Annotated in this window: 10 protein-coding genes, 1 other RNA gene and 1 pseudogene; 6 read left to right on the top strand and 6 right to left on the bottom strand. The window is 61.7% G+C overall.

The annotated features are described in order from the left end of the window. The first annotated feature begins 4 nt into the window (after positions 1 to 4). Entirely contained in the window at positions 5 to 226 is a 222-nt protein-coding gene (locus tag J5I97_RS14725; RefSeq protein ID WP_208587327.1) for a hypothetical protein, read from the top strand. Here the strand turns inward: J5I97_RS14725 and J5I97_RS14720 are convergent. Further along, positions 199 to 2,871, bottom strand: coding sequence for a TonB-dependent receptor (locus tag J5I97_RS14720; protein ID WP_208587325.1), 2,673 nt, complete (start codon positions 2,869 to 2,871; stop codon positions 199 to 201). The two genes, J5I97_RS14725 and J5I97_RS14720, sit on opposite strands and share 28 nt — an antisense overlap. Positions 2,872 to 3,586: 715 nt before the next feature. Between J5I97_RS14720 and J5I97_RS14715 the strand changes: the two genes are divergently transcribed. Then, positions 3,587 to 4,585: a glucokinase family protein gene (locus J5I97_RS14715; protein ID WP_208591763.1), complete on the top strand. Its 999-nt coding sequence runs from the start codon at positions 3,587 to 3,589 to the stop codon at positions 4,583 to 4,585. 221 nt (positions 4,586 to 4,806) lie between these two features. Here the strand turns inward: J5I97_RS14715 and J5I97_RS14710 are convergent, their stop codons facing one another. The 5 genes from J5I97_RS14710 to J5I97_RS14690 form a co-directional block, all read right to left on the bottom strand. After that, entirely contained in the window at positions 4,807 to 6,540 is a 1,734-nt protein-coding gene (locus tag J5I97_RS14710) for a type IV secretory system conjugative DNA transfer family protein (RefSeq protein ID WP_208587323.1), read from the bottom strand. 78 nt (positions 6,541 to 6,618) lie between these two features. Further along, positions 6,619 to 9,615, bottom strand: coding sequence for a zeta toxin family protein (locus J5I97_RS14705; protein WP_208587321.1), 2,997 nt, complete (start codon positions 9,613 to 9,615; stop codon positions 6,619 to 6,621). Next, a complete protein-coding gene (locus J5I97_RS14700; RefSeq protein WP_208587319.1) occupies positions 9,612 to 10,256 on the bottom strand; it encodes a hypothetical protein in 645 nt (214 codons plus the stop codon). The genes J5I97_RS14705 and J5I97_RS14700 overlap by 4 nt, the downstream gene beginning before the upstream one ends. A 4-nt stretch (positions 10,257 to 10,260) precedes the next feature. Then, positions 10,261 to 11,988: a zeta toxin family protein gene (locus tag J5I97_RS14695; protein ID WP_208587317.1), complete on the bottom strand. Its 1,728-nt coding sequence runs from the start codon at positions 11,986 to 11,988 to the stop codon at positions 10,261 to 10,263. A gap of 107 nt (positions 11,989 to 12,095) precedes the next feature. Then, complete coding sequence (locus J5I97_RS14690) at positions 12,096 to 12,719, bottom strand: hypothetical protein (protein ID WP_208587315.1); 624 nt, start codon at positions 12,717 to 12,719, stop codon at positions 12,096 to 12,098. A 97-nt stretch (positions 12,720 to 12,816) separates the two neighbouring features. Here J5I97_RS14690 and J5I97_RS14685 point away from each other — a divergent pair. The 4 genes and pseudogenes from J5I97_RS14685 (at position 12,817) to J5I97_RS14670 (ending at position 20,641) form a co-directional block, all read left to right on the top strand. Continuing rightward, positions 12,817 to 12,892: non-coding RNA, sX9 sRNA (locus J5I97_RS14685), on the top strand. A 234-nt stretch (positions 12,893 to 13,126) separates the two neighbouring features. Continuing rightward, a pseudogene (locus J5I97_RS14680) lies at positions 13,127 to 13,607 on the top strand (excinuclease ABC subunit A); the annotation flags it as partial. 613 nt (positions 13,608 to 14,220) lie between these two features. After that, on the top strand, positions 14,221 to 20,328 hold the full coding sequence (locus tag J5I97_RS14675; RefSeq protein WP_208587311.1) for a transducer protein car: 6,108 nt from the start codon (positions 14,221 to 14,223) through the stop codon (positions 20,326 to 20,328). After that, the gene (locus J5I97_RS14670) at positions 20,309 to 20,641 is read left to right on the top strand and encodes a hypothetical protein (RefSeq protein WP_208587309.1); all 333 of its coding nucleotides are present in this window, start codon (positions 20,309 to 20,311) and stop codon (positions 20,639 to 20,641) included. The genes J5I97_RS14675 and J5I97_RS14670 overlap by 20 nt, the downstream gene beginning before the upstream one ends. Positions 20,642 to 20,653: the final 12 nt, after the last annotated feature.

Raw genomic sequence — 20,653 nt, 5'->3', positions numbered from 1 at the left:
TCCTGTGAGCGAAGACGTGCCGGCAACGCTGCAACCGGCCAGTGAGCGGCGTAAGCGGGCCTGGCAATGCACCTTCCATCGTGAAGGTGCATTGCCGGTTCCACTCCTGCCTGCAAGCGATGGCTTGGCATCGCTGGATGCAGATGAGCAGGCAATAAAGCGCGCCACCGAACAGGGTCGGTGGCGCGCTGCATTTCATCAGAACTTGAAGTTCAACTGGGCCTGATAACCGCGGCCGTTCTTGTAGAACGCCGTTGGGGTATCGCGGCTTTCGCTGAACAACCGGTAGGTGGAATCCAGCAGGTTGGTTGCGCCGAAGGTGATGCCTATCGCGTCGGTGATCTGATACGAGGCGGTCAGATCCAGCTGCTTGTAGCTGTCTGCGAAGTCCTGCGAGGCCAGGCGGCCGATCTGGGTAAAGTACTTGGAACGGAAGCTGTAGTTCACACGCACCATCCAGTCGCCATGTTCCCAGTACGGGATAATGTTGTACGTATCGCGCGACAGGTAGGGCAGGTTCAAGCCGGAGCTGGAATTGGATTTGGCAAAGGTGTAGTTGGCCTGCAATCCGAAGCCCAGTCCGTAGGTCTGCTGATAGTTGACCGAGACACCCTTGACCTTGGCGTCTGAGGCGTTGGTTGGTGTGGTGACTTGATAATCGCCGGGAATGGCTGGTGGCGCGGGATTCAACGGCTGGGTGGTGGTCGTGCTGACGATGTAGGAACTGATGTCGCGATAGAACACTTCACCCGACAGCATGCTGGACGGTGCGAAGTACCACTCGGCGGCCAGGTCGTAGTTGGTGGATTCGTAAGGTTTCAGGTCCGGGTTGCCGCCGCTGGCGGTCAGATTGCCATTGCCGCTGTTGACAGTGAACGAACCGGCCAGATCGGCGTAGCGCGGGCGTGCCATGACCTTGGCCGCCGAGAAGCGCAGCACGGCGTCATCGGCGATGTCGTAGGCCACGTTGAAGCTCGGCAGCGCTTTGCGGTACTCGTGCGTTTCCGCAACGCGCGAGTAGCTCAGGCCATTATCTGGACTCTGCCAGTATTCCGACTTGTCGGTGGTGTCGAGCAGGCGCACGCCGATATTGCCGCGCCATTGGCCCGATTCGAAGTTCAGCTGGGTGTAGACGTTCTGGGTAATTTCCTTCACGTCGAACGATCCACCGTAGTTGATGCCATACGGACCCTGCGGCTGCGACAGCAGATAGCGGCGTACCGCACCCAGGTCGGCAGTCGGCCAGGTGGTCAGGTCGCCGCTGGCGCCCAGGCCGCCGTACAGGCTGCTGGGCGTGCTGCCGGGGTTGAACTGGGTCAGCGAGATCGGGTCGGTAGTGTTGATGCGGTTGCCGCGCGCATCTACGCCGTTGGCGTGGTTGATGTATTTGTAGCCGAACTGCAACTTGTTGAACGGCCCCAGCGCCAGATCGCGCGCCGCATCCCACTGGAAGTATTTTTCTTCGTCCTTGCTCTTCTCGTAGTACAGGCCGCCGGCCTGCGTGACGCCAGTGGCCTGCGACCCTGCAGGCAAACCGGCCGGGTTGCCCGGCAGGCCCCAGTTGGACGCGCCGCCGTTGTCGTAGTTGACCGCAGTTTTGCTACCGTCGAAGGCATAGTTATAGCCACCGTCCTGCATCAGGTATTTCATCAGGTATTCGGGGTTTTTGCCGCCGGTCGCCTGGGTAGCGCCAATCTGGCTGGTGAACACCCACTTTTCGCCGGACCAGTCGTGACGCAGGTTCAGGCTCTTCGTGGTGACGGTACTTTCGCGATAGTTCGCATCCAGCTCTGCGTACGGCTGGTCGTCGACACCGCCCTGCGTATTGTCCGACACCGTGGCAGAGGTGACCACGCCATTCTGGACATTGGCGCGGGTGACCTTCTGCAGATCGTTGTTGCAGTCCGGGCAGACATAGCGTGCCTGGCTGAAATTGTTGTACTTGCCCTTGATGTAGATGCCGGTCAGATTGAATTCGTTCTGCTCGTTCGGCTTCCACTGCAACGCACCTTGCAGCCCGTCGCGCTCGCGGGTCTGCTGAAAGAACGCACTGCTGATACCGGCTGGCACGCGCGCGGTGGCCACATCGCTGCCGTCGCCGGTGATGGTGGCCGTGGCTGGAATCTTTGCGCCGGTGGTGTAGCCGAAGTATTCGATACCGGCGCGCGAAATGTCCTGTTTGTCGTGGGTGGCCGAAATCAACGCGCCGAAGGTTTCATCGTCGTTCTTCCAGCTCCACAGCGCCGAACCGCGCGGGTTGCCGTCTTTGGAGCGATCGTTGTAGCTATACCCCACCGAGCCGCGCACCGTGTTGGCCGGCAAGTCCAGCGGCTTGCGGGTATGCACGATCACGGTGCCGCCGATCGAGCCTTCGTCGATGCGTGCCTCCGGGGTCTTGTAGACCTCCATCAAGCCGATGATTTCCGGCGACAGCAGGGTGTAGTTGAATGTGCGGCCGCTGGTGTCGCTCGGGTTGCCGCCCCAGTCGCCGGAGGCGATGGTCTGGCCGTTGAGCAGCACGCGGTTCAATGCCGGGTCGGTACCGTTGATGCTGACCTTTTCGCCTTCGCCGAATTGGCGATCGACACTGACGCCGGGTAAATGCGCCAGCGACTCGGCGGCATTGGTGTCGGGAAACTTGCCGATGTCTTCGGCACTGATCGCATCGACGATCGAGTTGGCCGAGCGCTTGACCGACTGGCTCTTTTCCAGCGACGCGCGGTAGCCGGTGACGGTGATGGTATCCAGCTCGGTGGTGGCCGGCGGCGCGCTGGCCGGGGCTTGTTGTTCTTGTCCGGCAGCCATTGCAGAGCCGTAGCAGGACAGAGCGGCGGTAATACAGAGTGCTAACGTCGTGGTGCGACTGTGCATGGCTAAACCTCGTTGGTTAGTGCTGTGAGCGCGCCTGGCCCATAAGGGCGCAACGCACTCGGCGTGGCCGGCAAAACGACACGCTCTGACCGATCGCGGTGATCCCGCTGGCTCGCTTCGTTCCAAGCAGGTCCATGCGATTCGCGTGGTGAAGGAGGTGTCCCCGTGTGGTGAAACGGTATAGCGACTGCGACATCGGCGAGTTGGATGTCTAATGACGCCCCACTCACGAATCTGGAATTCCAGGCGGGGCCCAACCTGTTTTTCACTAACGAACAGTCCATGGCCCCTCCTACCACAACCCCGATTTGGACCGAGTCTCGCGTAGCGCTGACAGCGTTGTCAACACATCGTCATAGATCTCTGAAACACCTGCGATTGCGCTGCAATGCAGCATTTGTTGCTCCTGATGGTTCCGTTTACGCAGGTGACTTGCGCAACGTGCCGCAAGTGAACAACTGCTACGATTGGCGCGTTCTATCGCAACCGCGCCTTGTGTGTTTGAGTGGCTCGAATTTGTGCGGAAATCGCCGTTGAGCGCGCGGATTTTCGGCCAATGATGAGCTTGGCCGCGTCCCGGCCGATGCGTGGTTGCCAAGGTTGCGTTCCGGGACGATTGCTGACAACGTTGTCTACCCGTTGCCGTTCGTCGGACAACGGGACATAACCGGCTCGCTGCCACTTATCAGGAGAACGCGTGAGCGCAAGCAGTCCAATGGAAGCGGTGGCCTTTTCGAATCTCGAAACCTTCGTTGCCGCCGACGTTGGGGGCACGCATGTGCGCCTGGCGCTGGTGTGCGAAAGCGCCGACGCGCGCAAGCCGGTCACTGTGCTGGACTACCGCAAATACCGCTGCGCCGACTATCCAGGTCTTGCCGAGATCATGGTCGCGTACTTCGCACAGCTGGGTTGTGGGCCGGTAAAGCGCGGCGTCATTGCCAGCGCCGGTTACGCCTTGGAAGACGGTAGCGTGATCACCGCCAACCTGCCATGGGTGCTGGCGCCCGGGCAGATTCGACGCCAGCTCGATATGCAAGCGTTGCATCTGGTCAACGATTTCGAAGCGGTTGCCTACGCGGCCAATTACATGGCCTGCAATCAGGTCATGCAGTTGTCCGGCCCGCCGCAAGGCGCACCTGGCCCTGCGCTGGTGCTCGGCCCGGGCACCGGCCTGGGCGCTGCGCTGTGGATTCCCAACGGCGCCAACCCGGTGGTGTTGCCGACCGAAGCCGGTCACGCCGCGCTCGCGGCAGCTAGCGATCTGGAAGTGGCGTTGCTCCAGGAACTGCGCCGCACGCGCACGCACGTGGCCACCGAGCACCTGCTCTCCGGCCCCGGCCTGCTGAATTTGTATACCGCACTGGCTGCACTGCGCGGCGAGCCCGCAATCCGCACCAGCCCTGCCGACGTCACCGCTGCCGCCCTCGCGGGCAATGATGTGTTGGCGCGCGAGGCGTTGCAGGCGTTCTGCGGCTTCATGGGCAGCGTGGTCGGTGACTTGATGCTGCTCTACGGCGTGCGCAGTGGCGTCTATCTGGCCGGTGGCTTCCTGCCGCAGATCGCCACATTCATTGCCGGCAGCGATTTCGTCGTGCGCCTGCTCGACAAGGGCGCGTTGCGCCCTGCGCTGGAGCAGGTGCCGGTCAGCATCGTCGAGCACGGGCAGCTCGGTGTGATTGGCGCGGCCAGCTGGTTTCTGCAGCACGGCCGCTGATCGGCTGCGCGTCTATGTACGCAAGGCCGATCGCTGATGCTGGCGTGTCGTGGCAGCCGAGAACAGACCCGATACGCCACCGCAACCCAGTGGCGATTTTTTCGCCACTCACCTTGACAGCGTGACGTGCCGGGGCGTGCCCGCACATATGCACAGCCTTACGCAATGTCCATCCACAGGGACTGTGGAAAAAACGGCATCCAGGATCGACAGGCCTGGCGTTACTTCGCCGCCTGATCCCGTGCCAGTGCAGGCACCGTCACCGGGTCCATGATGCGGTTCTTCAGCACCTTGTCCTTGAAGAACCAGTTCTTCTCGCACAGGATCGGCTTGCTGCCTTCGAAGAACAGCAGCTCGTTGTCGCCGGGCAGCTCCTTGATTTCCTGCGGCAGCATCAAGGCGCGGCGTTCTTCGGTGTAGCTGTAGGACACGTTGCTTGTGCCGCCGCCGCGGCTGGTGGAGCGATTGTGCTTGCGGATCGTTCGGTAGCCCAGCATATCGCTGTAGGCGTTGGCGTCTTCCTGCTCGCGGGGTGGGAACACGATGCTGGCGGCGTGGTTGGTGATGAAATTCTGGGCGTCGTCGGTGCCATAGGTGGAACGCAATTGCGATTGGCTCTGGATGATGCACAAATCGCGCACGCCGTAGCTGGCCGAGATCGAGATGCGCTTGGCCCATACATCGACCCGGCCCATGGCGGTGAATTCGTCCATCAGCATCAGCATCTGATATTTGAGCTCGGGGTCTTCGTTGAGCTGTTTGTCGAGATTGTTGCCGATCACCGAACTGAAAAAGATATTCAGCAGCTTACTGCTTTCGTCCAGTTTCTGAGTCGGGATAATGACGTACACAGTGGTGAGTCGTTTGCGGATCGCAGTGACGTCGATGTCGGTGGCATTGGTGGCCGCCGCCAGGATCGGGCTCAGAAACTGCTGCAGCGGCGCCTGCATGGTGGCCATGACCGAGGAGAAGGTCTGCTCGGCCAGGCCGGCCAGTGCGTTGAAGGTCGAGCGCGTCTGCGGGCTGATGTAACTGTAGTTTTTATTGGTGAGAATATTTTTCAACAGCGCGGCGGTGCTCTCGCCACCGTCACCGCCGCTGGAGAAGCGCAGGATGCGCTCCAGACTGGGAAAGAGCAGGCTCTGGTTGGGATCGTCCACGCCATCGAAGCCTTGGCTGCGCCGGTGGTCCCATCGCTCGAATATGAAACAAGCGAACGCCACGAACGCAGCGCGTGGCTGGGTGACCCAGAAGCTGTCTTTCCCTGGTTCGTCCGGATACAAGATCGCCGCCATGGTCTGGATGGAGGCGATACGCTCGCGCGGATCGTCCGGCACCAGCGTGAGTGGATTGAAGCGGTGGGTCCTGCCATCGGTGGCATACGGCGCCCAGACATAGATCTGTTGACCTTGCGAGGCGCGCCACCCGCTGGTGGCCTTGAACAATTCGCCTTTCAGGTCGAGCACCACCATGGACTGTTGGTAGGTCAGCAGCACGGGGATGGCAATGGAGGTGGTTTTGCCCGAACGCGTGGGTGCCACCACGATGACGTGCAGCGCACCGTTGATGTAGATATAGCGGCCCTTGAGTTTGCCGACCAGGATGCTTTCCGGCTTTTTGTCCAGCATTCCGGCTTTTTTCAGATCGGCGACGGTGGCGAAGCTGGCGTCTCCGTGCAGGGATTGCTGTTTGCTCTTGAGCATCGGGATCAGCAGCAGCGCCCAACCCAGCAGAGGCAAGCCGAAGCCGAGGATGCCGCTGATCTTGATGCGCAGGACATAAGGCTTTACCTGCGGCAGGTCGAGCGCCTTCCAATAGTCCAGATACGTCGTGGCTTTCAGCGGCACCTGCACCTTCAGCAGCGCCAAGGCGATGAAACCGGACAGGTACATCCCGGCAACCAATGCAAGGATCAACACGATCGCTGCAACGCCCACTTTTCCCTTACTACTCATGCATCCATCTCCATGTATCGTTGCGTCCGACACGTGCACGGCGCACGCCGGACTCGGCAGCTCCCACCACCCGTCGCGTCACAGGGTCATGCCGGGCTGTGATTGTGATTGCTGGTGGCCCTGGGCGATAAGCTGAGCGATCCGCGCATGCTGCAGATCGCCTTCCTGCGCCACCTGCATCGAGTCTTGGATCGACGGTGCCGGCGCGTGCATCGGCACGCATGCGCAACCGAGCGGGTGGTCGTTATTGGACGCATACACCGTATTGCGCGCCACATAGAATTCGCCCTTCCAGCCGGGCTTGAAGTAGGACTCGTTCAGCGCCGCGGTGATCTGGGTCAGGCGCTCCTCCGAAAACCGATGGCCTTGCGCCTGCATCCGCTCCTGTACGTCCGCATACAGCGCATGCCGGGGATGGGCGGGGTCGCTGTAGGGCAGCAACCCAGGCAACGGCTGCGTGCGTTCGCCCTGGGCCGCAGCAGCGGTGGCCGGCTGTTCCTTGTCGCGTTGCGCATCGCGGGTTTTTTCGTTTTCGGCGCGTCGCTCGTGCTCGCGCTGCTGCTCCTGTTTTTGCTGCTGTTGCTGCTGTTGCTGCTGTTGCTGCTCCTGTTGCTGTTGGTGCTGCTGCAATTGCAGCTGCTGGTCCTGTTGCAATTGCCACTGGCGTTGCTGTTCTAGCGCTTGCGCGTGCATGTCCTGCTGCTGCCCGGACTGTGCGCTGACGGGCGGGCTCGAAGGCGCTGGCGCTGGGGGCGGCGCTCGGTGCATTGCCGCCAATCCTGGCAGGTCTTTGGAGTGCGCTGGCGCTGGCGCAGTCGCTGCTGCGTCAATATCCCGTTCCTGGGCGATGTCGCGCCGGGCAATCACCGTCTCCACCTGCTGCTGCACTGCCGCGCGTGTGCCGGGGTCGGCAATGCCGTCGACTGCGTGCATGCCGTGCAGCAGCTGAAACGCCTGCACGCCGCGTTCGGTGGGCTGGTCGTAGATGCCGGTGGTTTCCACTGGCGTCTTGACGCTCGCGTTGATGCCCAGCTGGATCAGGCTGGCCTGTAGCGCCAGCACCTCGGTGCCGCGGTCGCCCGGGCGCAGGGTGTGCTCGTGCATCCGCGCCGGGGAGGGCGCATTCTGCATCGGCATCTGTTGCCGTTCGTGCATCTGCTGCGCGCGCGCATGCGCTGAGGTCAATACCTGCACTTGGGAATAGGTCTGATCCAGTTCGGCACGCAGGTTGCCCTCGGCCTGCCGCTTGCCCAGCCACCCGTCATGTGTCCACGTGCCTGCGGCATCGCGCGTGTATGTGTCGCCATCGGAGCCAAGCAAGGTTCCCGGCGTGGCGCGAGCGTGGTTGATTGCCTCGGGCATCGGACCGTAGCGGTCCCATCCGGCCTGGGCGTGCACGGTGGCGTATTGGGCAGCGATTGCCGCAGAACTGCGCGCGGCGTTGTACGCCATCACACTGTGCGCGTAGTCGTCCAATTCCGCTTTTTTTTGCGGCGTGGCAGTTTCCGTATGGGTACGCATGAGGTGATCGAGCATGCCATCTGCCACTTCCCGTTGCCATTGACCGCTGCGTGCATTGCGCTCCCAGGGGCTGTCGCGCAGGCTTTGGGTATCGCTGGCGTCGGCCGGGATGCGGTAGGGATCCGCTGGCACGTCTGGCGTGGCAAGGCGCAGTTGCACCGCGCGGCTGGCCGCTTTGTAGGTCAGTTCGTCGGCGACCTGCGGCGGTGCAGTTTCGCAGTGGCTGATCGACAGAGCGTGATCGCCGCCGGCATCCACAACCTGACGGGTCCAGCCGTTGTCCGGCGCATTGGGGTCCAAGTGCCAGGCGACGCCGCTGCGATCGGTCTGGTTGTAGATCTTGCGCTGCTCCAGCCACTGGATGGCCTCGCTGCCGGCGATCGCGCCGAGTGCCCCGCCAGCCAGACCGGTCAGCACAAGTCCTGGCCCGGTCTCCACACCTGCCGCTGCACCGATCTGCACGCCCACCACACCGCCGGCCCAACCACCGATATTACGCGCGCCAAACTGCAGCAGCTGCGCCTGCGCACCCACCGCATTGCCTTGTGCGCGCAGTTGATCGACCTGATGCCCGGTATCGGCTACGTCGTAAACGGTGGCTGCGGCACCGGCCACTCCCAGCCCGCGGATCGCCAGTGGCTTGACCCGCACGTTGAAGTCCACGGTGTGGATGTTGGCGATGCGGTCTTGCGCGCCCTCGACCACGTGAAGGTCGGCGCGGTCGTGCAGCAATTGCCCGGCGACCTGCGGAGCCAGGTTCTGATTGTGGGGCAGGGTGTAAGGGAGCGCCTCATGCCACCTGCGCTGCGCCTGCCAACCGGCATTGAGGCTGCGGGTGACCGAGGGATCTTGCAAGCGCGCGGCGCGCAGTTCCTGTAATACCTGCCCGGCCGGGCGCGGGTCGGTGCGGCTGTCGTAGAGCTCCACGCCGCTGCGGTCGAAGATACGGATCGGCGCGGTGGTGTGTTGATGCACAGTGTCCAGGCTGGTCGGCAGTTTGGTGTAGATGGCTTCGCGTGCGCCTGCGGGGACGTAGCGGCCGTGGCCTTCTTGATCCAGCGATGTTGAAAAGCGCTCATCGACGCCAAGCTCGCTTTCCAGCTTGTGCGCGGCCATTGCGCGTACCTCGACATCGTAACCGCGTGCTTGCAAATCCTTGATCAGATTTGCGCTCCATTCGCCATTGCTGAGTGTGGTGTCGAAGATCAGGTTCTTCTTGCCTTCGATGGTGGCCTGCAATAGCTCGTCGGCCCAGCGGCTGGCATCGGGGTGGGTGTAGCCGGACCATGTGTAGGGGTGGGCGTTGCGGAGGGCTTTTACTTGAGGGTGCGCTTTACGCAATTCGTCTGGATCGATCAGAACGACATCCCCGTGCAGTTCATTATCTGCGGCTCTTGCAAGGTTTCCTTTTCCTGAGCCGGGCTGACCCGCGAGGATGATTGCTCTTGGTTTTTCAAAAGATGACTTTGTCTCTAGTGAGGCATCATCAAGAATCTTTTGCTCAAACACTTTGCGATGCTCGGCATCACTGAGACGAGAGTCTTGTTCATTCATGTCAGAGACTCCTTATGCGCTTCGATGTAATCCCAAAGTTCGTTTAGGTCTGACATGCCACGATTTCTTGAACTGGCATGACGCGTGGCACGCTCTTTTTCTTCAGCTTTGATTATTGCACTGGGTGCACCGTCCGTCTGTGCTACGCGAAGCTCCTCCCGGGCTTCGGAGACGAAGGAGTCTAGCCTCCCTTCAAGGGCCCAAATAGCACCATCAAATGGCATCAATTTAAACGGCTTTTGGACATAAGCATCGAGGACGTCCTGAAGACGTTGGATCAGCTCGGGGTAGTCCTTGAGTATTTCCCGCAATTTCTGCGGCACGGGCGGCGGTGGAATCGGTTTTTCCTTGAATGGATGATTGAACTTGAGCATGTCGGAGTCGCCGATATCGGAGAGGGGAGCTTGCGGCTGAGCAGGCGCATCGGTATCGAGTGTAGACGTCTCCAGCACCGGCTGCTCCCACGGCGCGCGCTTCGGCTTGCGCTTGACCTGCACCGGCAGCCCGCCGTGTGGGAGTGGACCAAGCTCGCGCACCGTGCGCTCGTTGATGATTTGCAGGTCGCGCAGCAGCTGCGCTGCATGCGCCTCCACAACGCGGCGCGCCAATGCAGCGTAACGTGACTCCGGTTTATCGCTCATCTGCTTATTGCCCTCCTTCGCAACGGGGCTGATCGAATGCAGCGGCGCGCATTTTTCCATTTGCGCTGCGTCTTATGAATACGGTCGAGCTTAGGTGTGATCGGACGAGTACGCAACCGGGCGTTGTTGTCATTGGCCGCAGTCGCCGTGGCCGATAGTTCCGTGTCGCGTTGTGCATCGCGATTGCCGCAGAACTGCGCGCGGCGTTGTACGCCATCACACTGTGCGCGTAGTCGTCCAATTCCGCTTTTTTTTGCGGCGTGGCAGTTTCCGTATGGGTACGCATGAGGTGATCGAGCATGCCATCTGCCACTTCCCGTTGCCATTGACCGCTGCGTGCATTGCGCTCCCAGGGGCTGTCGCGCAGGCTTTGGGTATCGCTGGCGTCGGCCGGGATGCGGTAGGGATCCGCTGGCACGTCTGGCGTGGCAAGGCGCAGTTGCACCGCGCGGCTGGCCGCTTTGTAGGTCAGTTCGTCGGCGACCTGCGGCGGTGCAGTTTCGCAGTGGCTGATCGACAGAGCGTGATCGCCGCCGGCATCCACAACCTGACGGGTCCAGCCGTTGTCCGGCGCATTGGGGTCCAAGTGCCAGGCGACGCCGCTGCGATCGGTCTGGTTGTAGATCTTGCGCTGCTCCAGCCACTGGATGGCCTCGCTGCCGGCGATCGCGCCGAGTGCCCCGCCAGTCAGACCGGTCAGCACAAGTCCTGGCCCGGTCTCCACACCTGCCGCTGCACCGATCTGCACGCCCACCACACCGCCGGCCCAACCACCGATATTACGCGCGCCAAACTGCAGCAGCTGCGCCTGCGCACCCACCGCATTGCCTTGTGCGCGCAGCTGATCGACCTGATGCCCGGTATCGGCTACGTCGTAAACGGTGGCTGCGGCACCGGCCACTCCCAGCCCGCGGATCGCCAGTGGCTTGACCCGCACGTTGAAGTCCACGGTGTGGATGTTGGCGATGCGGTCTTGCGCGCCCTCGACCACGTGAAGGTCGGCGCGGTCGTGCAGCAATTGCCCGGCGACCTGCGGAGCCAGGTTCTGATTGTGGGGCAGGGTGTAAGGGAGCGCCTCATGCCACCTGCGCTGCGCCTGCCAACGGGCATTGAGGCTGCGGGTGACCGAGGGATCTTGCAAGCGCGCGGCGCGCAGTTCCTGTAATACCTGCCCGGCCGGGCGCGGGTCGGTACGGCTGTCGTAGCGCTCCACGCCGCTGCGGTCGAAGATACGGATCGGCGCGGTGGTTTGCGCGTGTACGGTGTCCAGACTGATCGGCAGTTTGGTGTAGATGGCTTCGCGTGCGCCTGCGGGGACATAGCGGCCGTAGCCGCGCTGATCCAGCGATGTTGAAAAGCGTTCATCGACCCCAAGCTCGCTTTCCAGCTTGTGCGCGGCCATTGCACGCACTTCCACATCATAGCCGCGTGCTTGCAAATCCTTGATCAGATTTGCGCTCCATTCGCCATTGCTGAGCGTGGTGTCGAAGATCAGGTTCTTCTTGCCTTCGATGGTTGCCTGCAATAGCTCGTCGTCCCAGCGGCTGGCATCGGGGTGGGTGTAGCCTGACCATGTGTAGGGGTAGGTGTTGCGGAGGGATTTTACTTGAGGATGGAACTCTCGCAATTCGTCTGGATCGATCTTTATTGCATCTTCGTTGAGTTCAAGTTCTGCTGCGTTGGCAAGCCTACCATTACCCGCGCCCGGCTGACCTGCCAAGATGATGGCCATAGGACGATCAAATGATGATTTTTGCAAAAAGCCCGCTTTCGGAAGAATTTTTTCATCAAAAATTTCTTTGTGCTCGCCATTGAAAAGCTGATAATCTCTCATGGTCTTTACATGTCTCCAAAATAAGAGAGCAAGTCAGACATTGCACCCATATTCAAACGACTGTATCCAACAGCAAAGTCTTTCCTCTTTGCCTTCTCAATCGCCTCAGGATCACCGCTGGATATGGCAGCGTTGAGTTCCTCGCGGGCTTCGGAGATGAAGGAGCTAAGCTCATCCTCCAACATCCATATCGCCCACTCAAATATAGGGGTCGCCTTTGAAGGGCGTTGCATGACATTATTTAATTGCTGCTGGAGTCGTTCAATAAGCTCCGGATAGTCCTTCAGAATTTCCCGCAATTTTTGCGGCACGGGCGGCGGTGGAATCGGTTTTTCCTTGAATGGATGATTGAACTTGAACATGTCGGAGTCGCCGATATCGGAGAGGGGAGCTTGCGGCGGAGCAGGCGCATTGGCATCGAGTGTAGACGTCTCCAGCACCGGCTGCTCCCACGGCGCGCGCTTCGGCTTGCGCTTGACCTGCACCGGCAGCCCGCCATGTGGCAATGGACCAAGCTCGCGCACCGTGCGCTCGTTGATGATTTGCAGGTCGCGCAGCAGCTGCGCTGCATGCGCCTCCACAACGCGGCGCGCCAATGCAGCGTAACGTGACTCCGGTTTATCGCTCATCTGCTTATCGCCCTCCTTCGCAATGGGCCTGATTGAGAGCGGCTAACAAAACGACTGCGCCGTCGTCAGGCGGGCGCGGTCGGTGCTCGGAATTGGCATGTACCACGCGTACACTCCGGTTGCTCCGAGCCGTCCGCACCCACCTGACGACTGCTCGCTACGTTTTGTTAGCCGCTCTAAATTTTTTCTCGGTGGCAATCTCTATTCCAGCCACTTTCCCATTTCCCCAGAAACTTGGCCCGAGGACAAAAAAATTTCCCCTGTTGGGAAACGCTTGCAATCGTGACGGGAATCGCAATTTCTAGTTCATTTAGCCTTGCGTCGTGAATATGGTTGCGCTGCACAATTCCGCTGATTCTTTAGCAAAGCGATTCTAGAACAACAGGCGGCGGAGCTGTGAACAGGCCCTGGCCCAATTGCTGCGCCCGACCGCGGAACAAAAGCGCAAGGACGCGACCCGGCATCCGGAGCAGGTGATCGCCGCGCAACGCAGCGCTGCAGATCTGTGCGCGCGGATCGAAGTGGTGCAGGCGCTGGGCCTGGGTTATCTGAGCCTGAAGCGCAGCACGCCGACGTTGTTGCCGAGCGAGCTGCAACGCCTGCGCCTTGCTATGCAGATCCGCTCGCAACTGTTCGGCGTGGTGTATGTGATGGACGAACCATCGGCAGGATTGCATTCGGCCGATGCGCAGGCGCTGCAGGGCGTGCTCGATCCGCCCAACGCTGCGGGCAATACGATCATTGTGGTTGTACACGCATGCGTGTGGCTGCCAGCAGCGATTGGTGCTGGATATGGGGCTGAGCGCGGGTGGTGCTGGCGGCAACGTTATTGTCGCCGCTACGCTGGATGGTGTTGCGCGGCTGTGTGGCAGCCATGTCGCTCCCTACTTCTTGCCGAGCTGATCCGTTTAACGATGGATGTCCCATTTGTATGACAACGCGATGTCTGCACGTCAAGAAGGTTCGCTAAATCGGAAATAGCTTCGCATGTGCATTTCCGCGCCACGATAGTCGAAGCGACGATAGTCGAACTAAAGTAACTAGGATTCACCCAAACTGGGTGTCTACGGTGTCTTGCATTACGCATTCGAGCGATGCGGTATCTCTTCTGGGAGGGAGAGGACATGCACTTGATAGAGAAAAAGGCAACAGTGTCGGCCTCGGTCGATATTGATGATTGTGTTTTATCTTTTGACCAGCAATACGCGTGCAAAAGCTGCATGCGATGGCGTGAATCTACCGTGCTTCTTGGTTGTGCTCTGGGCTTGCGCCTTGTAGGCACATAAGTATCGCTTTGCCTCATTTGTCGGATGCCTTGCGCATCCCCGGCATCGCCGTGCTTCGAATGAATTTCCAGCCACCTATCCGACCCAAGCGTTGCCTGGCGTCGTGCGTCCATACGCCTGCTGGATAGGACAACGCGTCAGCGTTCCATAGAGTGCGAAGTCGGCCTCGATAGATGCCGACGCCTCGCATCCAGATTTTTGGACTATTTAATTAAATGACCACACCACATTCGGTTGCAACGTCGATTCAGTCGCGGCAGACGCCTACGTTGGAAACAGCACCAACACCAACGACGACTCCACCACAGGGCACGCCTGCGCCCACGCCTGCGGACAACGGTCTGGGCGCCTTGCCTGCACGGCCGGGACGCAGGGCATCCAGTACGACCGCCAATGCTGCGGTCCGCGTGCAGAGCGTTCCATCGCGCGGTGGGCGGCGTGCTCGCGTGCAGCTCGACGGTGCCACTGCGGCAGACAGCGATGTCACGCGCTTGATCGCGGAATGTCTGGCGCGTCGGCCCGCCGTTCATAGCGAATCCAATCTGGGTGGTGGCGGACGTCTGTTGCGCTACATGCCGGATCGTAACGACCCGCGCATGCCACGGAATGAGGCGTTTTTCACCACGACCCCCGGCTTGCTGATCGCAGGTCTGACCGTGCACCCTGCAGTCGAGCGCCGCGCCGGTGCTATGCCGACGGCCGCGCAGGTTGCCAGCCAGCTGGCCGATCCGCCGATCGGCCAGCTGGCTGGCATTTGGCAGGCTGCCGACGGGCAGTGCTTCACCCAGCACGCCAACCAGCTTCATCGTGTCGATGCGACCGGGCGCTGGGTAGCCGTACCGTTGCCTCCGGCATGTGGTGGCGTTGCCAACGTACGCATGCTCGGCCGGCAGGCCGATGGCGGTGTGTACATCCGTGCAGGCAACCATTGCTGGCGTGCCGGCAGTGAGCCGATTCCCATCGCGGTGGGCGACATCCCCGACGGCGCTGTGCTCCGGTTCGATGCGGACAGCAGGCCGTGCATGCTCCATGCTGGCGTGCTGCACCGCTGCGATGGCGATCAGCCCGGCCGGGTCGTGGAGTTGGTGCGTCCAGTACCCGGCGGCCCGGCCCTTGAGTCGACGCCTGCTGTGCCTGTGGATGTGTTGCCGCTGGCGTATCCCGATGCCGGTGCTGCCTTGGTGCTTGATGACAAGGGACGTGTGTATGAAGCCGACATGCGTGGGAGCGGGCCGATTGTCGCGCGGCGATTGACGCTGCCCGGCCGGATGGGCAGCGACCATGGCTGGGCAGTTACCTCCATGGGGCTGGCGACCGATCACAGCGTGCATCTTCTGCTGGAAGACAGCGACGGCCACCGTATCTCGCTGCAGCGGCCTGCAGGGCAGGCGCAATTCCAGCCGGCGTTCATGCTTGATCGTCCGTTGTTGCTCATGCGCAGCGAGGGGCTACAGATGCCTGCCGATGAGGCGATGCAGTCGCGGGTGGTGCTCGATGGTCATGCGCAACTGGGACATCTGGACGGAGTACTGCATTACTCGCCTGCTCCGAACCAGCCATGGGAGCGGCCGATGCTTCCCGGTGGCGCGCCGCTGACCGGCGTTGTCTGCCTGCATACCGGTCCGCGCGGTTTTGTCGATAGTCGTCCGGTGTTTGCGCTGCTGGCCGCACCGCCCCAATTGGTCGAGATCAAGCTTTCAGGCCGCACGACCTGGCTGGCGACCGATGCGGTGCCCAGCACACCCTCGGGTGGGCCGCTCGCCGTCGTGCCGAACGTGGTGGATGTGTGTTGTATGCCGATCGCCCGCTTCGATGAAGACATTGTCCAGGCGGCCGTGCATGCAGACCGCAGTGCCGTGGTGATGACCGCCTCGGGGCGGTTGGCCAAGGTCGATGCGGACCGAAACAGCAGGGACGTGCCCGCGCTGGAAGGCCCCCTGGGGATCGCGGTCGGGTTGGATGATGCCCTGTACGCCTTGAGCCAACCCAGCGACGGACCCGCACAATTGCACCGTCTTTCAGACCACGACCAGTGGGAGGCCTTTCCGGTCACGCTGCCGAAGACGCTGCCATCTCCGAGTGCACTGCGGACCACGCGTACCGGACAGCTGCAGTTGCGGCTTGGCGCGCATTGGCACGCGGTGCTTCCATCGATGACGGCTGCCGATGGCGCCCGCTTGCCTGCACGCGTGGCTGCGCATCCCTCACTTGATGAAGTGGCCGTTTCGGGCACCCAGTCGGGTACCAATGCAGGCATCAACCGGCAGCAGGCGAGCCGGCTCAGTACACCAGATCACGACGCAGCGATCAGCACCACCTTGCTGGGTACCACCTCCACCGATCCACTGAATCTGCGCCCGAATGCGCGGGTCCTTGCGCAGAGCGGCCGCGCCCAGGGCGCCGCGTTCGTGCAGATGCTCGCAGACGTTGCCGGTGGCACTGCGCGTGTCGTGGCCGGGTTAACCGGCGCGGTGCAAGCGCCCACCGCGCAGCAACAGCGGCTCGCCCGCTTCCGTAAGGAGGCAGAGCAGGTACTGTCGCTGACGCCTGAGCTGTTCGACACCTTGCCGGTGCTGGCCGAGGTGCGCATTGCCGGTGCCGCAGGTCCGCGCCAGCCTGCGCCCGGGCTGGCGCAGAGCCAGCATGAACGTCTGACGACGCTGCGTGAAACAACGTTGGCTGGCTTGCTGCGTGATCTGCGCAAGATCGGATTTCGTGAAGGGGTACTGGCTGCGGATTTCTCCATGGCAGATGGTGCCTCCAGCCAGCGCGCGAGTTCGACTGCAAGTTATCGCGCCGCCGAGTTGTGGCGGCAGGCGCGTTCGGTTGTGATGCGCACGACGCTGCAGAACAGCGATGACATGTTGCCGCAATTGGATCGCTGCATTGCTGCGCTGGCAGGCGGTGCGTCGCTGCATCCGGAGGCGTTGACTGACACCGAGCATGCACAGCTGACCGAATTGCGCGAAGTCAGTCATCGGCTCAAAGCCGCCGGGGTCGTGTTGCCGATCCGAAATAGCCGAGCCGCCGATGCGCCAAGTGACGCGCATTCCCTGCGTAGCGCATGCCTGCTTGCAGGTCTGATGGAGTACAACGCGCTGTTGGGAGTCGATGATGCACAGGCGTTGGAGGCGGCCGACGCAAGACAGCGGCAATCCGGGCTGCGAGCACTTGCGAAGCTGGGTCTATCGTCCTGGCGGGAACTGGAGGCCTTCGACGATGTAGTGGCTACCTTCCGGAAAGAAGTCACCACGCCGGGGAGCGCGCGTCAGCTGCAATTGCTCAAGAGCCTAGGCCTGTCGCCAGGAGCGGCACCGGACGAAATGGCTGCACGCATGGTCGATGTGCTGCAGGATCTGTTCAATCGCAGTACCTTCTTCTCAAACAGAGCGCGCTCTGCCGAACTGCGCGGAGCGCTCGGTTTTACGCAATGGATGAATTTCAATCCGGTCACCTTGGGCGTGGGCGGCGAGGCCATCCACGCGCTGGGCGTCGAACGCATCGGTGACGGGAAAGAGGGTGATGCGGGACTGGTTGCCTTCTTTGTCCGGCATGCAAAAGCAACCGCGTTCGGGGCGGCAGGCATGCGCATCGATCTGAAGCCCGGCCCGGCAAACGACGGAGATGTGGAGGACCCTACACGGACCTTGTCGGCATCGTGGGGCGGGGTTGCGCATTTCAGCATGGGCGGAACCTATCAACACGGTGTGGGTGCAGCGGTCATCCTCTCGCCGTCGACCATTCCCGAGTTTGCAAGACTGTTGTTCGATCGACACGATACCGACACCACCAAGCTGTTGCGCGCAGGCGTGGACGAGGGAGCGATCGGCTTGGATATGTTCGAAACCCATGCCAATGCATCGCTCAACGCCAGCCTGGTCGTACCTCCGCATACGCTGCAGTTGTCCTACGGTTCAAGGCAGCCGACCGCGCCAGGCACAGGTGCCAGAGGCAAGCTGCGCAGCACAGTCGCCGCTGCCATGCCGTTCAATATTACCGCGCAGGCAGGTGTGCAATGGAGCCAGATGGAACTGCATCTGGACCATGCGTGGCGAGACATCATCGGGCTTGAATTCCAGGGCCGCGTTGGCATCACTGCCGAGGTCAGTGGCGGCATGCATATGGCGGGTGCATTGACCTCGGTGCTGGGCCGCAATTTCGCACGGCTGGTCAATGCAGCCACCAGTGCCGGTCATCTGCAGTTGGCCGGTGTGCGTGTGGCCTCCAGCGACGTGCAGCTGCCGACCGACGCAGCATTGGACGACACGCGCACCGGTCCCTTGTTGGGGACCGCCAGCTACAAGCGCACGCTGGATATGCAGGCCGCCCAGCCGGTGACGCCGCAGGCATGGGACGCGATGCGTAAGCGGCTTGAAGAGATCTTTCCGGAAAGCATGGCAGAACTGGGCGGAATGGATTATCCGGCCACGCTAGGCGAGCGACGGGCCGTATTGCTGAAAGCAATCGAACGTATCCAGGGTGTACAAGCGCGTGCAATCGAAGCTGGCGCCGCGCTGGAGGGTCCGGCCCTGGCGCAACAACTGGCGCGCGCTGAACAGGCCACCCTCGCCGAGGAGTCATCGCTGTGGAAAGGCGGCTCGAGGTCTGAGCGCGCTGCCATCGTCGACATGCTCCACCAGTTGCGGCAAGAGGACGCCGCTGCCATCCAGCATCGCGCGCGCGTCATTCCTGGCGCACGCGTGGAGATCAACATGTTCGGGCGCGAATCGCTCGACGCGGTGGTCAGCCATGCCATTGGCCATTACGCGCTGGGCCAGAAGATGCGCGACGTTGCCGAGATGCGTCGCAAGATTCCCGGGCTGGGCGAGGTGTTGAGGCGATTCAAGAATGTTCCCAACGTGAATCAGGTCCGCTTCGTGTTCGAGATGCGGCCCCAGGCAAGGATTTCGATCAACGACGCGCTGGAGGCCAAACAGCACGCGCAGGCGGCAGCCGCAATGGGATTGCCGGCGCCCGCAGGTTCAATGGCGTGGCGCGATGTGCTCGTGGCCGCACAGCAATCGCCGGATCTCTACCGTTTGGCGGCTATCGCCGTGCACAACACCGACGAAAACCCGGTGACCACCCGCGTCGGCTTGCCCCTGCTGAATGTGGCGACCACGGCAGTGGCGTCGCACCAGTTGTTCGAGGCGGAAATCCAGTTCCGTTATGGGCTGTACGACCGGATCGAGGGCGCTGAAGTGCTTGAGGCAGGAGTACGTGCACTGCGTCAGTCACTGGACCCCTTGCAGCAGGTTGGCGTGCAAGCGCTTGGGCAACGTCAGCGGGCGCATGTCCCGCTATCCGGTCAGACCTCTCCGCGCGGTGAACGGCCCGGGCTGAGGGAAGCACGCGACCTCGAATTCGAACGCCATCTCCAGAGGAGCGCATTGTCGGTTGGCCCGCACCTGCGAACCTTGGCGCGCGAGCTGACACGGTTCGAGGAGCAGACCCAGCGCACCGAAGCACAGCACAGGGCGTGCGACGCCTTGGTGGAGACAGTGAGCGTTGCACAGGCGACGGTGGGCGAACGCATCGAGCGACTTCTGGCCAGGCTCGCACCGGCAGACGATGGCGTGGCCGAGGCGGCTGTCACAGCAAGGAGCCTGCGTCAGAGGCTTCCCTCGCTGCAGGCCGATCGCGACGCAGTGGATCGGGCAACCGACGCGCTCGCCAAGGCATACGATGACTTCCACACCCACCTTGATGCCAACCGCGCCGAAAGGGACATTACGTCAGCTCAACATGCGTTCGAATTTTTACAGCGTGCTGCTGAGAGCGATTCCACACTGGTGTCTGCGGTCGACTATCTGTTGCGTCGGACCGCAGAGGTTTATGAGGTGCAGGATGAAGAGCTCCGGGATGTGGACGACAGGTTGGACGACTTGCTGCCGCGCCTTGAAACCCTGCGTGAGGCGTCCGACGTGGAGCGCAAGGCTGTTGAAGATGCCGAACACCTTGCAAAGGGCCAGCGCGAAGCGCTGCAGGTATTGGAAAGGCGCGGTGAGGGGACAGACGCTCCAACGGTCATCGATGTGGTGGGCAAGGCACAGGCGACCAAGGCAGGTGACGATGCGGATATGCAGGTCAAGAAGGCCCGGCAGCAGATGGCGGGGACCGGTGATCGCATCGCAGCGCTTGTGTCGTTGAAAGACAGTCTGTGCGCCCGGCTGGCCGAAGACTTCGATGCGTTGCGCACCATCGACGAGCAGACACGTGCCGCGCTACGGGTGGTGACGCATGCGCGTGATCTGGGTGCCAAGGCACGTACCGCAATGATCGCCATGCTGAAGGAATTGCCTGATGACGATGCCCCTCGTTAAGACGTTGCCGGCAGCGAAATGCGACGGGTTCTTCGGCGGCGATGCTTGCACGCTACAGGATGAGCGAACAGGGAAACAGGTCGCTTTCGCTTTTTGGAAGGCATGCTCCGCTATCGAGACTCACCTCTTGTCGTGGTCTGCGGCCACCGGTCCGAAAGCATCGGCCGATAACGAAGTTATATTGCGCCGTTCGATTGCCGTGCTGATCACCATGGCCTTGGCCACGGTGCAGGCAGATGGCGACGCAGCCAGCAGGAAAAGACGGCGCGTCGCCGATGACACTGCGCGCAGTTGCCGTGGTACGCATCCATAGCAACTGTGGCGA

The organism is Xanthomonas fragariae (assembly GCF_017603965.1).
GTDB lineage: Bacteria > Pseudomonadota > Gammaproteobacteria > Xanthomonadales > Xanthomonadaceae > Xanthomonas > Xanthomonas fragariae_A.
This window is presented reverse-complemented; position numbering and strand designations above follow the sequence as displayed.

Bases quoted from the DNA above. Each gene is read 5' to 3' on its own strand.
- J5I97_RS14670 (WP_208587309.1), top strand. From the start codon at position 20,309: ATGACGATGCCCCTCGTTAAGACGTTGCCGGCAGCGAAATGCGACGGG.
- J5I97_RS14720 (WP_208587325.1), bottom strand. From the start codon at position 2,871: ATGCACAGTCGCACCACGACGTTAGCACTCTGTATTACCGCCGCTCTG.
- J5I97_RS14705 (WP_208587321.1), bottom strand. From the start codon at position 9,615: ATGAATGAACAAGACTCTCGTCTCAGTGATGCCGAGCATCGCAAAGTG.
- J5I97_RS14695 (WP_208587317.1), bottom strand. From the start codon at position 11,988: ATGGCCATCATCTTGGCAGGTCAGCCGGGCGCGGGTAATGGTAGGCTT.
- J5I97_RS14715 (WP_208591763.1), top strand. From the start codon at position 3,587: ATGGAAGCGGTGGCCTTTTCGAATCTCGAAACCTTCGTTGCCGCCGAC.
- J5I97_RS14690 (WP_208587315.1), bottom strand. From the start codon at position 12,719: ATGAGCGATAAACCGGAGTCACGTTACGCTGCATTGGCGCGCCGCGTT.
- J5I97_RS14700 (WP_208587319.1), bottom strand. From the start codon at position 10,256: ATGAGCGATAAACCGGAGTCACGTTACGCTGCATTGGCGCGCCGCGTT.
- J5I97_RS14675 (WP_208587311.1), top strand. From the start codon at position 14,221: ATGACCACACCACATTCGGTTGCAACGTCGATTCAGTCGCGGCAGACG.
- J5I97_RS14710 (WP_208587323.1), bottom strand. From the start codon at position 6,540: ATGAGTAGTAAGGGAAAAGTGGGCGTTGCAGCGATCGTGTTGATCCTT.